General features: G+C 66.6%; 12 protein-coding genes and 1 tRNA gene. 8 read left to right on the top strand and 5 right to left on the bottom strand.

The window, feature by feature from the left end; all coding sequences use genetic code 11:
* Positions 1-22: 22 nt before the first annotated feature.
* The 3 genes from RIA68_01375 to RIA68_01365 form a co-directional block, all read right to left on the bottom strand.
* Positions 23-1,618: a GC-type dockerin domain-anchored protein gene (locus RIA68_01375; protein MEQ8316081.1), complete on the bottom strand. Its 1,596-nt coding sequence runs from the start codon at positions 1,616-1,618 to the stop codon at positions 23-25.
* Positions 1,619-1,759: 141 nt separating this feature from the next.
* Entirely contained in the window at positions 1,760-4,354 is a 2,595-nt protein-coding gene (locus RIA68_01370; GenBank protein ID MEQ8316080.1) for a serine/threonine-protein kinase, read from the bottom strand.
* On the bottom strand, positions 4,351-4,902 hold the full coding sequence (locus tag RIA68_01365) for an ECF-type sigma factor (protein MEQ8316079.1): 552 nt from the start codon (positions 4,900-4,902) through the stop codon (positions 4,351-4,353). The genes RIA68_01370 and RIA68_01365 overlap by 4 nt, the downstream gene beginning before the upstream one ends.
* A 122-nt stretch (positions 4,903-5,024) precedes the next feature.
* Here RIA68_01365 and rdgB point away from each other — a divergent pair, with 122 nt between their 5' ends.
* The 6 genes from rdgB (at position 5,025) to RIA68_01335 (ending at position 8,883) form a co-directional block, all read left to right on the top strand.
* Positions 5,025-5,669, top strand: a complete 645-nt coding sequence (gene rdgB, locus RIA68_01360) for an RdgB/HAM1 family non-canonical purine NTP pyrophosphatase (GenBank protein MEQ8316078.1) — start codon at positions 5,025-5,027, stop codon at positions 5,667-5,669.
* Between the two features lie 3 nt (positions 5,670-5,672).
* Positions 5,673-6,614, top strand: coding sequence for a VOC family protein (locus tag RIA68_01355; GenBank protein MEQ8316077.1), 942 nt, complete (start codon positions 5,673-5,675; stop codon positions 6,612-6,614).
* Positions 6,615-6,617: 3 nt separating this feature from the next.
* Entirely contained in the window at positions 6,618-7,322 is a 705-nt protein-coding gene (locus tag RIA68_01350; GenBank protein ID MEQ8316076.1) for a dienelactone hydrolase family protein, read from the top strand.
* Positions 7,323-7,370: 48 nt separating this feature from the next.
* Positions 7,371-7,456: transfer RNA gene (locus tag RIA68_01345), tRNA-Leu, on the top strand.
* 140 nt (positions 7,457-7,596) lie between these two features.
* Positions 7,597-8,415, top strand: coding sequence for an ankyrin repeat domain-containing protein (locus tag RIA68_01340; protein MEQ8316075.1), 819 nt, complete (start codon positions 7,597-7,599; stop codon positions 8,413-8,415).
* A gap of 57 nt (positions 8,416-8,472) precedes the next feature.
* On the top strand, positions 8,473-8,883 hold the full coding sequence (locus tag RIA68_01335; GenBank protein ID MEQ8316074.1) for a hypothetical protein: 411 nt from the start codon (positions 8,473-8,475) through the stop codon (positions 8,881-8,883).
* A 19-nt stretch (positions 8,884-8,902) separates the two neighbouring features.
* On the opposite strand, the gene RIA68_01330 is transcribed toward RIA68_01335, so the two are convergent.
* Positions 8,903-9,508: a DUF2238 domain-containing protein gene (locus RIA68_01330; protein ID MEQ8316073.1), complete on the bottom strand. Its 606-nt coding sequence runs from the start codon at positions 9,506-9,508 to the stop codon at positions 8,903-8,905.
* Between the two features lie 178 nt (positions 9,509-9,686).
* Here RIA68_01330 and RIA68_01325 point away from each other — a divergent pair, with 178 nt between their 5' ends.
* Both RIA68_01325 and RIA68_01320 read left to right on the top strand, forming a co-directional pair.
* Positions 9,687-10,295, top strand: coding sequence for a hypothetical protein (locus RIA68_01325; GenBank protein MEQ8316072.1), 609 nt, complete (start codon positions 9,687-9,689; stop codon positions 10,293-10,295).
* Between the two features lie 98 nt (positions 10,296-10,393).
* The gene (locus RIA68_01320) at positions 10,394-12,610 is read left to right on the top strand and encodes a LamG-like jellyroll fold domain-containing protein (protein ID MEQ8316071.1); all 2,217 of its coding nucleotides are present in this window, start codon (positions 10,394-10,396) and stop codon (positions 12,608-12,610) included.
* Positions 12,611-12,836: 226 nt separating this feature from the next.
* Here RIA68_01320 and RIA68_01315 read toward each other — a convergent pair whose 3' ends face one another.
* Positions 12,837-13,610 (bottom strand): alpha/beta hydrolase, encoded by a 774-nt coding sequence (locus RIA68_01315; GenBank protein MEQ8316070.1) that lies wholly within the window; start codon positions 13,608-13,610, stop codon positions 12,837-12,839.
* Positions 13,611-13,613: the final 3 nt, after the last annotated feature.

The following is a 13,613-nucleotide window of genomic DNA, read 5'->3' as shown; positions in this document are numbered from 1 at the left end:
CACGACTCTCCCGAAGGTCGGCTCAGCAGCCAGACGCGAAGGCGTTCTGGAAGGCCAGGAAGTCGAACAGCGTGAACTCGCCGTCGCCGTCGAAGTCGGCCGACGGATCGCTCATGGCGAACGCGTTCTGGAAGGCGAGGAAGTCGAAGATCGTCAGGGCGCCGTCGCCGTCGAAGTCGGCCGGGCAGGGCCCGAAGCAGACCTCCGAGAGCGTGACCGTGCCCGAGATGACACTATTGGAATCGCCGTTGCCGCCGCCCGCGATGATGCCGAAGGGCATGCCCGCCTCGACCGCCAGCTCGACGCTGCCCTCGAACAGGAAGCCCGGGCCGGCCGCCTCGTCGACGAGCACGATGCTCTCGCGGCCGCCCGACGTCTCGGCAAAGGCCTCGAGGTAGATGTTGGTGAGGAAGAACTTGTGATCGCCGGTGTGCGACCAGTCGAAGCTGGCGACTCCGGTGTGGTCGCTCTCGACGGACCACTCCGTGGTGCGGAACGTGACGCCCGGACCCGGGTTGCCCAGGTCGACGTCGTAGGAGAACTCGGGGCGGTCGGCGGGGCCACTCGTCGGGCTGGTCGCGGTCGTGCCTTCGTCGATGCCGGTGTTGGTCCAGTTCTCCAGCCGGAGCGCGCCGTCGAAGGCACGCGGGCCGCTGAAGCGGGAGATGTCCACGCGGCCATTGATGACGCTGTTGCGGTCGAAGTTGCCGCCGCCCACGATGATGCCGAATGGCATGCCCTTCTCGACATCAATGAGCGCCGAGCCCTCGTAGCTGTGGCCGCCGCCGTCCATCTCGTCGACCAGCACGATGCTCGTGCGGCCGGCCGACGTGTCGGCGAAGACCTCGAGGTACACGCGGGCGTCGAAGAACGCGTGGAAGCCCTCGTACAGATAGTCAAAGCTCACCGGGCCGGTGCCGCCGGCAACCGCGCCGAACTCGGCCGTGCGGAACGTCACGCCCGGGCCGGGGTTGCCCAGGTCGACGTCGTAGAGAAACGAGCCAACCAGCGCATCGCCGGTCTCGGGCAGGATCTCGGTCGTGCCCTCGTCGATGCCCATCGTCGACCAGTTGTCCATGGCGTAGGCGCCGTCGAGGCTCAGCGGCCGCGAGAAGTTGGTCAGTTCGACCTCGCCGTTGATGACGCTGTTGCTGTCGAAGTTGCCGCCGCCGACGATGATGCCGAAGTCCATGCCGGCCTCAACGTCGATCTCGACCGAGCCGGTGTACTGGAAGCCGCCACCGTCGGGCTGGTCGACGATCACGATGCTGGTCACGCCGTCGCTGGTTTCGGCGAAGACCTCCAGGTAGACCTCGGTGGACGCGAACCCGTGGAAGCCCGAGTAGTCGTAGTCGAACGAGATCGTGCCGCTCTTGTCGGCCTCGATCGAGAACGTCGTAGTGCGGAATGGCACGCCCGGGCCGGGGTTGCCCAGGTCAACGTCGTAGCCGAACGTGAGCGTGTCGGTCAGCCCCGTGTCGGGCGAGATCGTGGTCACGCCTTCGAAGATGCCGGTGTCTTGCCAGAGCTGGGCCTCATACGGGCCCGAGAAGTCCGCCGTCGCCGCACCGGCCAGGACGAGCGAGGCACACGTTGCAATGAATGAGTCGATACGCATGGGAAACCTCCAGGGTGGGGCCGGCCCGTCATCCCCATGCGGCGGCGCCGCCGGCAGTCTGGGGATGAGCGGGCCAGCCCGCTACCCCGTCCTCGCAGACGGTGATCAAAACGCGCAAAGAAAATGAAAAAAGTCCGAGAGTCAGCCGCCGGTGAGCTCGGCCAGCCGCTCGGCCTCGTTCCCCAGCGTGTCGGGCGAGGCCTGAATGGCCCGCCTGGCAGCCTCGATCGCGGCCAGCGCCTCGTCCTCGCGGCCAAGCTCGCGGAGGGCCCTGGCCAGCTCGATCCGGCACAAGACAGCCCGGGGCGACTCGGCCCCCGCGACCTCCAGCACCCGCATCGCGGCCTCAAGCGATGTCAGGGCCTCGACGGTGCGGCCGAGCCCGAGCAGGCACTGGCCTTCGATCAAGCGCGACGCAGCACGATTCGGATGATCTTCCGGCAGCGAAGCCCGCTCGATCGCCATCGCGCTCTGGACGCTCTCGAGCGCCTCGTCGAATCGATCGAGGTCGTTCAGAGTGCTGGCCATCGCGCTGCGGACACGCGCGACGTACAAATGGCCCTCGCCGAGCGAGTCGACGTAGATCTGCTGGGCCTCTCGATAAAGTTCGAGCGCTCGTTCGTGCTCGCCGCGGCGAACCTCGACGCCGGCCTGCATCGTCAGCGTCGTGGCGACGTACTGGTGGCCCTCGCCGTACGCGCGGACGAATACCGGCACGGCCTCGTCGAGCAGGGCCGACGCGTCATCCAGACGGTCGAGCCTGGCGTACGCCGTTGCGAGCATGCTCGACGTCATGGCAAGTTCCGGGCTGTCGTCGGCAAGGATGCGTCGGCGGATCTCCAGCGCCCGCTCGAAGTGGTCGGCGGCCTCGGCCGCGCGTCGTTGGGCCCGGAACAGTCCGCCGAGGTTGTGGTGGCTGTTGGCGATGAGCCCGTCGATGGCGTCGGCATCGCCATCCGCTTCGGCTCGAGCCGCCTCTCGCAGGGCTAGCCCCTCAATCATCCAGGCCTCGGCCTCGTCGTACTGGCCGAGTCGCTGTAAGACGATGGCGCCACTGGCGAGGATGGCCGACTCGGGAATGCCGTCTGGTTTCTCGTCGGCCCGATAGATCTCCATGGCCGAGGCGTACGCGTCGCGGGCAGGTTCGAACTCCGCCCGCTCAAGGTGGAAGCCGCCCAGATCAGACCACGCGTTCGCGATTCGTGCATCGGTCGGCTCGAACGCGTCGAGGGCGGTCCGCAGTGAGGCGTCCAGGTGCCACAGTGCGTCGTCGTACTGCCCGAGCGCGCGGTAGACGTTGCCGATGGTCTGGTTGACCGAGACGGCGACCTCGGGCTGGTCGTCGAGGGCGCCGCTCCGAATTTCTTGGGACGCTTGGTCAACGACCGCGCGCACGCTGATCTCTTCGCCTCGGGCGCGCAAGGGATGGATAGCGCCCAGCAGGTCTTCAACCAGAAACTCATTGATCCGCTCGCGGACCGAGGCCTCGACCACGGCCCGCGCCTCGGCTTCCTGCGCTGCCTCCTTGGCCGACTTCTGCCCCAGACCGAAGATGAACGACACGACGGTCGCTGCGACGAGCACGACCACGAGCGAGGCACCCAGCACCACCGGCGCCCGATGCCGCTGCGCAAACTTGCGGGCGTGGTAGATCGCCGAGTGCGGCCGGGCTCGGATGGGCTCGCCCTCGAGGAAGCGACCGACGTCCTCGCTCAACGCCTTCACCGACGGATATCGACCTTCGATCTCCCGATCGATCGCGGTCGCCACGATCACGTCGAGGTCGCCGCTGAGCGAGCGATCAAACGCGCGAATGTGCGCCGGCTCGCCGTCGGTGATGCGCCGCGCCGCCTCGGGCAATGAGGCGTTGCGAACGTCGTGCGGCAGCTTGCCGGTGAGCAATTCGAAGAGCACGACGCCCAGGCCGTAGATGTCCGTGTGCACGCCGATGGACGCGGCGTCGCCCTTGATCTGCTCGGGGCTCATGTAGGGCACCGTGCCGATGATCTGCCCGGCATGCGTCCGCTCGGTCACGGGTGGCCCGCCGGTGTCCAAGAGCCGCGCCATTCCGAAGTCGAGCACCTTCGCGCGGCCGTGCTCGTCGACGAGGATGTTGCTGGGCTTCAGGTCGCGGTGCACCACGCCCATCTCGTGCGCGTACTGAACTGCGTCGCAGACGTCGCGGAACAGCGCGAGTTTTTGGGCAACTGATATTGCCCTGCACGCCTCGGTCAGCGTGCTGCCGCGGACCAATTCCATGACGAAGTAGGGAAGGCCGTCCGCAGACTTTAGCTCGGTCTCGGCGGCATGGATCTGCGCGATGCCCGGATGCTGCAGCCGGCCCAGGACCTGGGCCTCGCGCCGGAACCTCCGGCGCATGGCGTCGCTGAGCAGGGGCGTACGCAGGACCTTGAGCGCCACGTGCCGGCGCGGCGACTTCTGCTCGGCCTCGTACACCACGCCCGAGCCACCCTCGCCCAGCACGCCGATGATCGCGTACGACCCGATGGCTTCGGGCATGGCTCCGCCGCGCTGGCCAGGGGTCCGACCGCTCACGATGGCGTGGTCGGACAAGGCATCTTCGACGTCGTCGTAGCCGAGCAACGAGCGTACTTCTTCCTTGAGTGCCTCGTTGCCAGCGCAGAGTCGGTCGATCGCTGCGTCCCTCTCGGGTCCCTGGAGCTCGCAGCACTCGGAGAACACCCTCCGGACTTCGTCGTGCGAGGGCGTGCTCATGCCTTGACCTCCAGCGCACGCCTGAGCCAAGCCCGAGCCATGCGCCAATCGAGCGTGACCGTGCGCACGCTGACGCCCAGCAGCTCGGCCACCTCCTCGTTGGTCAGCCCCGCCAGGAAGCGCAGCTCGACGATCCGAGACTGTCGCTCGTCGATCTCGGCCAGCTTCTCGAGCGCATCGCTCAGGTCAACCGGATCGACGACGAGCGAGGCACTCCCCGAAGACAAGCCATTCAGCGTGACGCGCGACCAGTCGCCGCCGCGCTTGGCCGCCAGGACGTGCCGTGCATAATCCTTGAGCACGCACCGCATCGCCGTTGCGGCGACGGCGCAGAAATGACCCTGGCTCTCCCAGCCGTTGTCGGACGTCTTGGACAGGCGCAGGTAGGCCTCGTGCACCAGCACCGTCGGCGTCAGGGTGTGCCCGGCCCGCTGGCCTCGGAAATACGAGCCTGCGAGCGCCCGGAGCTGGTCGTAGACCACAGGGAACATCGCGTCTGCCGCCCCCGCGGTCGCGTGGTCGCTGTCATGGCGCTCGTCGCCCCCCATGCACGCCAGTATAGTGCAAGGCACGACGAACACGGACCTTCGCCGAAGTTCAACCGCCAGCGTGTGACGATTGGCAGCGTTCGTGGCCCGGATAACCACCATCGCTTCGGAGACGATCATCCGTGAGGCCCCCAATTACTATCGCCACCGCCAACCCGGGCAAGGTCGCCGAGTTGCGGCCGATCTTCGCGGAGCTCGGGATCGAGGTGGTTGGTCTCAAAGATCTCGACGCCCCGACGACCGAGCCCGCCGAGACGGGCAGCACGTTCGAGGCCAACGCGACCATCAAGGCCCTTGCCTATGCGAAGCAAACGGGCACGCGTTGCCTTGCGGACGACTCCGGGCTGGTCGTCGACGCGCTCGGGGGCGCGCCCGGCGTCATCTCGAGCCACTACGCGAGCGATGGCAAGGAAGACTCAAGGCCGCGTAGCGAGCGCGATGTGGCCAACAACGCCCGGCTGCTGCGCGAGCTGGAGGGCGTGCGCGACGAGCGACGCACGGCGCGGTTCGTGTGCGTCATGGTGCTGGCCGATGAGCACGGCACGGTCCTGGCAACCAGCAAGGGCGCGTTCGAGGGTCGCATCGGGCATGAGCCGCGTGGTGACAAGGGCTTCGGCTACGACCCGCTGTTCCTGATTCGTGACGATCCGGTCGCGCCCGCATTCGAACGATCGAGCGCCCAGATGCCGCCACACGAGAAGAACGCCATCAGCCACCGGGCCCAGGCCGCGCACCGCATGGCCGACGCCATCGCAGCGCTACGGTAAACCATGACCGACCCGATCATCACGGGCGTGCACCACGTCACCGCGCTCGCCAAGAGCCCGCGCAGCAACCTGGACTTCTACTCCCGCGTACTGGGCATGCGCTTCGTCAAGCGCACCGTCAATCACGACGACCCGATGACCTATCACCTCTACTACGCCGACGCGGTCGGTTCGCCCGGCAGCGTGCTGACGCACTTCCCCCACCCACGGGCGACGCGGGCCAACCACGGCTCCGGCGAGATCCGGCGGACGACTTTGGCCGTACCCAACGGCACGCTCGGCTTCTGGCGCGAGCGACTGGTAACGCACGAGGTCGAGGTGAGGGAGACAACGCACTTCGGCGTGGCTCGCCTCGACTTCGAGGACCCCGACGGCATGGAGTTGGGCATCTGCGAGGCCAATGTTGCCGGCGTTGGCGAGCCGTGGACCGAGGGCGGCGTCGACGCCCAACACGCGATCCGGACGGTGGACGCCGTTACGCTGTACGTGCGCGATGCGGGCGAGACCGGCGACTTCCTACGGTCGGCCCTCGGCTTTGCTTCCGCCGATGCACAGGGCGGCACGCAGCGCCTCACGCTGCTCGATGGCGCGCCCGGCCGGCGGCTTGATCTGGTCGAGGACGCCGGCGACCAGAAACCGATGGGCGCGGGCACGGTGCACCACGTCGCCTGGCGTGTCGCCGACGACGAAGCGCTGCTGGCGGTTGTCGATCGGCTGGCCGAGCACAACGTGGCGGCGACACCGGTCATCGACCGCGTGTACTTCCACTCGATCTACTTCCGCGTGCCCGGCCGCGTGATCTTCGAGATCGCCACCGAGGGCCCGGGCTTCGATGCCGACGAGCCGATGGTTGAATTGGGCTCGAAGCTCGTCCTGCCACCACAGCACGAGCCACGACGTGCCGAGATCGAGGCACACCTGCTACCGCTTGACGGTGAGAACTGACGCATGGACGCGACAACGAACGACCGGTTTGACACTTCTCTGGAAACGCCACCGCACGCCGGCGGCGCCGTGCTGCACGCCGGAGCAGGGCCAGAGGACGCGGCCATCGCCATGATCTTGCTGCACGGCCGCGGCGCGGGACCAGAAGACGTGCTGGCGCTGGCCGATGCGTATCGACTCGACGGCGTGTGCTACCTGGCCCCCACTGCCAGCGATCTGCCCAGCGAGAAGCACTCGTGGTATCCCCAGCCGTTCACGATGGACTTCGACAAGAACGAGCCGTTCATCGAGAGCGCGTTCAGCGTAATCGAGTCGCTTCTCAGCCAGCTGGCCAAGCTCGGGCTGCCGCCCGAGCGATGCGTGCTGGGCGGCTTCTCGCAGGGCGCGTGCCTCGTCACGCACTTCGCCTACCGCTACCCGCGTCGCTACGGCATGATCGTCGGGTATAGCGGTGGGTTGATCGGCAACCACAAGCACGTCTTTCAACCCCACGGCGACCTCGAGGGAACGCCGGTCGACCTCTCCAGCGGCGAGCGGGACCCGCGCGTCACGTGGGCCCGCGTCGAGCAGACGGCTCGCGTCTTGCGTGCCATGAACGCCGAGGTGGCGCTCGAGAGCTACCCCGACCTGCCACACACGATCTGTCGCGAGCAGGTCGAGAAGACCCGCGAGCGGCTGCAAGAGTTGATCGACAGCGTCGCCGGATGAGACGTCCAAAGGAAGAGAGCCCGGCGGCCGTACCATCGCACGAGCCACGGGCCCGTGGCGAAATCGGCAGACGCGGCGGACTTAAAATCCGCTTGGAGGAAACTCCAGTGTGGGTTCGAGTCCCACCGGGCCCATTCATCCGCACTTCGACCAACAACCGACAAACGACAGGCACGCGCGTTCACCGCCGGAACCCCATCCGCCGGCGGGCTACCGTGCTGCGATCACCCATCCGAGGCCGTTCCGGGCGGCCCATCTGCAGGGGGCTTTCGGCATGAACAATCTCAAGGGCCACTTCGTGCTCATCGGCGTCGCGATCGTCGGCGTCGCGCTCATCCTGGTTGCCATCCTCATGCCGCCCGGCGAGGTGCCCCTTCCCGAGGACGCGCAGGAGGCAGCGCAGGGCGAAGCGAGCGAGACCACTGCCGCCGGCTCTGACGACGAAGCCACGACCGCGCCCCAGATCGAGCCAGCCGATGAACCAGCCCACGTCCGGCTCCTCCGCGCCGCAGCCGCTGGCGACGTCGCAACCATCGAGAATCTGACCAGCATGGGCGTCCGCGCCGACGCCGCCGCAAGCCAAGCCGACGTCGATGCTGACGCCTCCCCCCAGTTCGAGGTTGGCTCCACGGCCCTGATGCTCGCGGCCCGCGATGGCCATGATGCGGCCGTCTTTGCGTTGCTGGAGGCAGGGGCGGACGTGAACCTGCAGTCGAGTTCCGGCAACACCCCACTGATGCATGCGGCCCAGCGGAGTTCTCCGGATGTCGTCGTGACGCTCCTCGGGGCCGGTGCCGATCCATCGATCGAAGACGATCGTGGTCGCACGGCCTTGATCCACGCCGCCCGCAGCGGAGCACACCAGCCGGCGGCCCTGCTGCTCGAAGCCGGAGCCGACGTGGACCACACCGACGCCGAGGGCACGACCGCCCTCATGCACGCCGCGGGCGCGCAGCACCTCGAGGTCGTCCTCGTCCTTCTCGGCGGCGGCGCCAACGTGGAGGCCGTCGACGCCAGCGGCCGCGGGGCGATGGACCGGGCGGGTTCGAGCGGCCCCATCGCCGACATGCTCCGCGAGGCAGCGGGCGGCTGAGGATCGACGATCCATAGCTGGAGGCCGGCCCGCCGACCGGTCGATATGGGGCGACCGATGACCGACGTCTCAGGCGTATCCGGACAGAACCCGCTTGCCGCCCTGCAGGGTGCGACGAGGTCGCTGCGAGTTACGCCGACGGCACCGAACGCCGTCCGCACGAACCAGCCGACCGACGTCATCAGTTTCACCAAGGCCGCGGAGCGGCTCAGCAAGAGCCCCGGCATCCAGGCCTCACCGGCGACGTACGGCGTTCCGGGCTTGCAAGCAACCACGCCCTCTGCCGCCCAGCGAGAGATGGGCAAGCTCGTCGCCGCACGCGTCGATGCCCCGATGGACTACGTCTCGGGGGAGGTCCGGGGCCGCGGCGGCTCGCTGCCTTTCTATACGAATCCCGCGCTGGCCAACAGTGCCGCGACGAGCACCAGCGTCGCCCGCCTCGGCACGTCGATCGACACGACCGGCTGACTTCCGGATCAACTCGAATTCAACCCCGCAGCCGGATCCACACCCCCATGGCCGCCGCGCCGGTGAGGTTGCTCACCAGGTCCCATCCGGTGTTCATGTAGCCACCGACGTTCGTCTCGGGCATCGTCAGCACGGCGATAAACTCAACCACCTCGTTGAGTGCGCCGAGCCCGATGCCCATGAGCACGCACGCGATCGCCAGCCCCGTCGTCGCCCTCGGCGGAGCACCATCGTCGCGCACCAGAGCACGGCGGAGGCACTCCCAGCACACCAGCGTCGCCACCGCGAAGCCAAACGCGTGCAAGGCCTGGTCATACTTCGGCAGCCACTCCGCGGGCCGGAAGTTGTAGAGCACCCCTGCCTCGCCGGCGGGCACGTTGCCGCCCGCCAGGTGCAGCACGGCCCACACGAGCAGGCCCCAGATTGCCGCGTGAGAAAGTCCCACCCGGCGATCGAGCATGAAGACGGCAACGGCAAGGATGACCAGCACCACGCCGTAGAAGATGAACTCGGCGTTGCCCCGCAAGATGGCGTAGACGGAGAAGCAAGTCAATGCCACCCCGAAGCTGATGGCGGCAATCAGACGCGTGCGGTCCCTGAGGAACGGTGACTCACTGTTGCCCATGCCACACTATCGACGCCTCTGGAGTCCATTGTTTGAGGTTGGGTAACAATCGACGAATTTGGTGTTTGGTAACGTCATATGGGCTTGACAGCGATGCCGCGATCCGGTATAACCCCATTACCGCGGTGGTTCGCCTAGGAAACGAGCCACGATGTGTGCGGCAGAGAGGACAAGAGATATGCGTTACCTGGCCCTGTGTGCTGGTGCCGTTGCCGGATTCTCGGCAATGGCGGCGGCCGATCCTATTGGTCTGGTGCTGGAACCCAGCCCGGACATGACCGTGTTTTCGACGCTCGTCGAGTACGACGCCGACCTTGACCTGCTGAGCATCGCCACGACCGACGTCTCCGGCGTGACGCTCTTCGACACGTCGGGTACGAGCCCGGTTGTCGGCTTCAATCCCATCTTCGACCCCGAGATCAACATCGACGTGTCGGTCGATGATTCGGGCATCGCCTCGGGCGCCCGACTCTCGATCAGTGGCAGCTTCATCGATGGCGGAAGGATTGAAACCCTGCTCACGGGCGAGGGCGTCATCGACTTTGGAAGCAGCGGTCGCACGGGCGTGTTGGAACTCATCATCGGCACCACCGGCGGCACGCTCTCTGGGCTCTACGGCGATCAGATTGGCATCATCGCCGGCACCGACGGTACCTTTGGCGGATCGTTCGACCGGAACTTCCGCACCACGGCGGGTCTCGCAGACATCGGTCGTCCGGTGCCAGCACCGGCTAGCTTGGCGGTTCTGGGTGCTGGTTTGCTGGCAGCCCGCCGCCGTAGGCGCTGACCAGGGCAACAACTTCAGTCGGAGAAATCAAATCTTGTCCACGTCTACGGGCGTGGTGCTTTCACGTGTAGGTGCGATGGCACCGGGGGTAGGCAACGATGCAGACGAAAAATCCGTGCCGTTCGGTCGCGCTGGCCGCAACTGCTATCTTGCTGCTGCTGGCTAGCAGCCGTGCCCTGGCCCAGGGCTTTCCGTTCATTGACTTCGACAGCCAGGGCATGACGGCGTACGAGGCAGCCACGGGCGAGGTCACGATGACCGCCTCGACGTTGTTCGTGACGCCCGGGCCCGGCACGCCGCCGTCGTTTGTCTTCCCAGGGAGCGAAGGCCGTGAAACGGTGGCGCTTTTTGCCATCGATGCAGCCGGCGAACTCGACCCCACCGGGGCCAACACGCTCTCGGTCACAGGACGTGTCGTGCTCGACGGCATCGAATTCGACGGACTGCTGCTCGACGTAGCGATCGATCGCGTGAGGTTCTCGGCAGAGCCGGGCGAAACGAACTTCACCTACGTGCTCAGCGGAGACGTCCTCGGCGGACTGCTTGCCGACCGGTTCGACACCGATCGAGTGAGCGTGCCCGTGCAAGCTGAGGATGGCGACTTCATGGGCTTCGATCGCGACTTCACCGGTGGCGCCAAGGGACAGGTCATCAATGCTTCGGGCTTGCTGGGTGCCTGCTGCCTGCCGGATTCGGGCTGCGAAGAGCTCAGCGACCTCGAGTGCGCGCGCCGAGGCGGTGATTTTCGCGGAGAAGATACGACATGCGAGTCGATCGACGAGTACTCGCACGTCTCGATCGACCCGCCCGGCCAAACGGAGGCAGGCGACGTTCGCGAGATCGTCTCGGTCTTCAACGCGTCGACGAAGCGGTTTACGTACAACGTGACGCTCGACCCGGTCGACGGCATGCTGGCCAATGGCTTCACGACGATCGTCAACGACGGACCGATGCCGCGCGAGGGCTCGACGGGGGAGTATGCGATCTTCTACCTCGATGCGACGCGCGAAGGCGACACGCGCCTCTCGGTCTACACCTACAACGGTGGTGCCGACGACGCGACCCGGATTCGCTCTTTCGAGGACGGGGACGGAGACGGCGCCGCGGATGGCGGCGACCTCATCGCGTGCAGCCTCATCGATCCTTCGTTCGTCATCGACCTGATGGACGTGGACAATCCCGACGGCAGCCGGACGCTTGGGTTTACCATCGACGCCACGGACATCATCGACCACGACCCCCGCTTCCCGACGGCGGGTGCCGACTTCTTCGGCGTTGGCTTTGCCGATCTGATTGGCTACTGGACGCATCCGACCGTGGTCGAAACGACCTACGACCGGGACAACTGCCTGACGAGCTGGAACCGACTCAAGCGGAGCTGGGCCGACCGAGAAAACTTGCCCGCCCAGTTCCTTGGCTGCATCGAGCGCGATCCGGTCGCAACGCTGGAGTGCCTGACCGAGTGGGCATTCAATGAGCAGGCAGGCCAGGACGTGTACGACCTGATGGGCAACATCGACCTTCAGATCGATGAGGACCGCGGAAGCGTCCGTTGGATCGACGATCATCGCTTCGGTACCGGCCTCGAGTTCATGCAGGACGTCGCGGATGGCCAGACAATGGCGATTACGGAATCCAGGTCCACGGCCCGCGGGCTGAAGGACATCCTGAACGTCGACGACGAGATGACGTTCGAAACCCTGTTCCGCATCGATGACGCCCATGCCAGCGGCGGCCGCATCTTCTCGTGGTCCGATGGGACGGACGTCCAGGACCGCAACCTGAGCGTGCTGGCCGACCCCGTGGGTGACCGTTTTGAGCTCGAGATTCGCCTTCGCACGACGGATTCGGGCGTCCGCCGCCTGCACCTGGAAGATCGACTGATCGATGCGGGCCAGACCATCCACCTCGCGCTCACCTACGACATCGACACCGGGACGCTCCTGGCATACGTCGATGGCCGGATCGCCGGCAGCCTTTCAGGCTTCGAGGGCGGCTTCGCAGGCTGGGAAGACTACAAGATCATGCTCGGCAACGAGAGCCAAGGCGAGCGACCCTTCGACGGCGTGATCTACGAAGTTCGCATCTACGAGGGCACCGCTACGTCCGGCCAAGTGGCGGCGATGGCGGCCGACCTGCTCAATCGTTGCCGGGCTGACCTCGACGGCGATGGTGAATTGACCCTCTTCGACTTCCTTGAGTATCAGAATCTGTTCGACGCGGGCAGCCCCGCCGCCGACTTCGACGGCGACGGCCAACTCAACATCTTCGATTTCCTGGCCTTCCAGAACGACTTCGCCACGGCCTGCGGATAAGTCATCCTGCACCTCGAAGCACAACGCCCGCCGCGATCCAGCCTGGACCGTGGCGGGCGTTCTTCGTTTGGGACGCCGATGCCCTTCACGCGGTGTCCCCCGGAGGTCGGATCAAGCAAATCGAGCATCGACTCGCGAGTGGATAAAGACCCATTCGTTCCACGAGCGCGAAAACCGATCGCAGGTCGGGCGTGCGCTCGCGTCACCCTACTCGCGTGGAGCACGCCTACCCGCCGAGCAAGTGCCTCGCCCACGCCGCCAGCATGCCCGCCACGAGCTCGGCGTCGTCCTTGTTCGTCAGCAGGTGATCGGCCTTGTCCAGGCTCACGAAGCTCCTGGGGTGCTTGGCCCAACCGTAGATCTTCGCGGCATTTTCAATGCCCACGATCGCGTCAACCGGCGAGTGGAAGATCATGAGTGCCCGGCGCAGGTTCGCGATCATCCGCTGCGGGTCCTGCTGCTGCAGGTCCTCGACGAGCCCGGCCCCGACGCGGAACGGCCGACCGCCGATGCTGACCTCGGCCGAGCCCGCCCTGCGAATCTCTTCGAGCCCGGCATCGAACAGGTGCGTGACGTGCTCGGGGTCCGCCGGAGCGCCGATGGTCACCACGCCCCGAACGCTCGAGATCTCGTCGCCGCCTCCGCCAGCGAGCGCCAGCACCGCGGCGCCGCCCAGGCTGTGACCGATGAGCAGGCCCGGGGGCATCCGGTTCTCGCTGAGCCACGCGCACGAGGCGCGCAGGTCCTGCACGTTGCCCGTAAAGGTCGAGTCACCGAACTCGCCCTCGCTCCGGCCGAGCCCGGTGAAGTCGACCCGTAGCACGCCGATGCCCCGCGCCGCGAGCGCACGGGACACGCGCGACGTTGCGATCGAGTCCTTCGAGCACGTGAAGCAGTGCGCAAACACTGCGAAGCCCACCACCTCGCCCTCCGGCTCGTCGAGCTTGGCGGCTAGCGCATAGCCGCTGGGGCATTCGATGGTGTGGCTGGTGGTGGGCATGCG

This window comes from Phycisphaerales bacterium (genome assembly GCA_040217175.1).
GTDB lineage: Bacteria > Planctomycetota > Phycisphaerae > Phycisphaerales > UBA1924 > JAHCJI01.
This window is presented reverse-complemented; position numbering and strand designations above follow the sequence as displayed.

What these genes read in the sequence shown, in the direction of transcription:
- RIA68_01325 (MEQ8316072.1), top strand. Translation starts at nt 9,687, where the DNA reads ATGCGTTACCTGGCCCTGTGTGCTGGTGCCGTTGCCGGATTCTCGGCA.
- RIA68_01320 (MEQ8316071.1), top strand. Translation starts at nt 10,394, where the DNA reads ATGCAGACGAAAAATCCGTGCCGTTCGGTCGCGCTGGCCGCAACTGCT.
- RIA68_01340 (MEQ8316075.1), top strand. Translation starts at nt 7,597, where the DNA reads ATGAACAATCTCAAGGGCCACTTCGTGCTCATCGGCGTCGCGATCGTC.
- RIA68_01355 (MEQ8316077.1), top strand. Translation starts at nt 5,673, where the DNA reads ATGACCGACCCGATCATCACGGGCGTGCACCACGTCACCGCGCTCGCC.
- RIA68_01365 (MEQ8316079.1), bottom strand. Translation starts at nt 4,902, where the DNA reads ATGGGGGGCGACGAGCGCCATGACAGCGACCACGCGACCGCGGGGGCG.
- RIA68_01375 (MEQ8316081.1), bottom strand. Translation starts at nt 1,618, where the DNA reads ATGCGTATCGACTCATTCATTGCAACGTGTGCCTCGCTCGTCCTGGCC.
- RIA68_01335 (MEQ8316074.1), top strand. Translation starts at nt 8,473, where the DNA reads ATGACCGACGTCTCAGGCGTATCCGGACAGAACCCGCTTGCCGCCCTG.
- RIA68_01370 (MEQ8316080.1), bottom strand. Translation starts at nt 4,354, where the DNA reads ATGAGCACGCCCTCGCACGACGAAGTCCGGAGGGTGTTCTCCGAGTGC.
- RIA68_01315 (MEQ8316070.1), bottom strand. Translation starts at nt 13,610, where the DNA reads ATGCCCACCACCAGCCACACCATCGAATGCCCCAGCGGCTATGCGCTA.
- RIA68_01330 (MEQ8316073.1), bottom strand. Translation starts at nt 9,508, where the DNA reads ATGGGCAACAGTGAGTCACCGTTCCTCAGGGACCGCACGCGTCTGATT.
- RIA68_01350 (MEQ8316076.1), top strand. Translation starts at nt 6,618, where the DNA reads ATGGACGCGACAACGAACGACCGGTTTGACACTTCTCTGGAAACGCCA.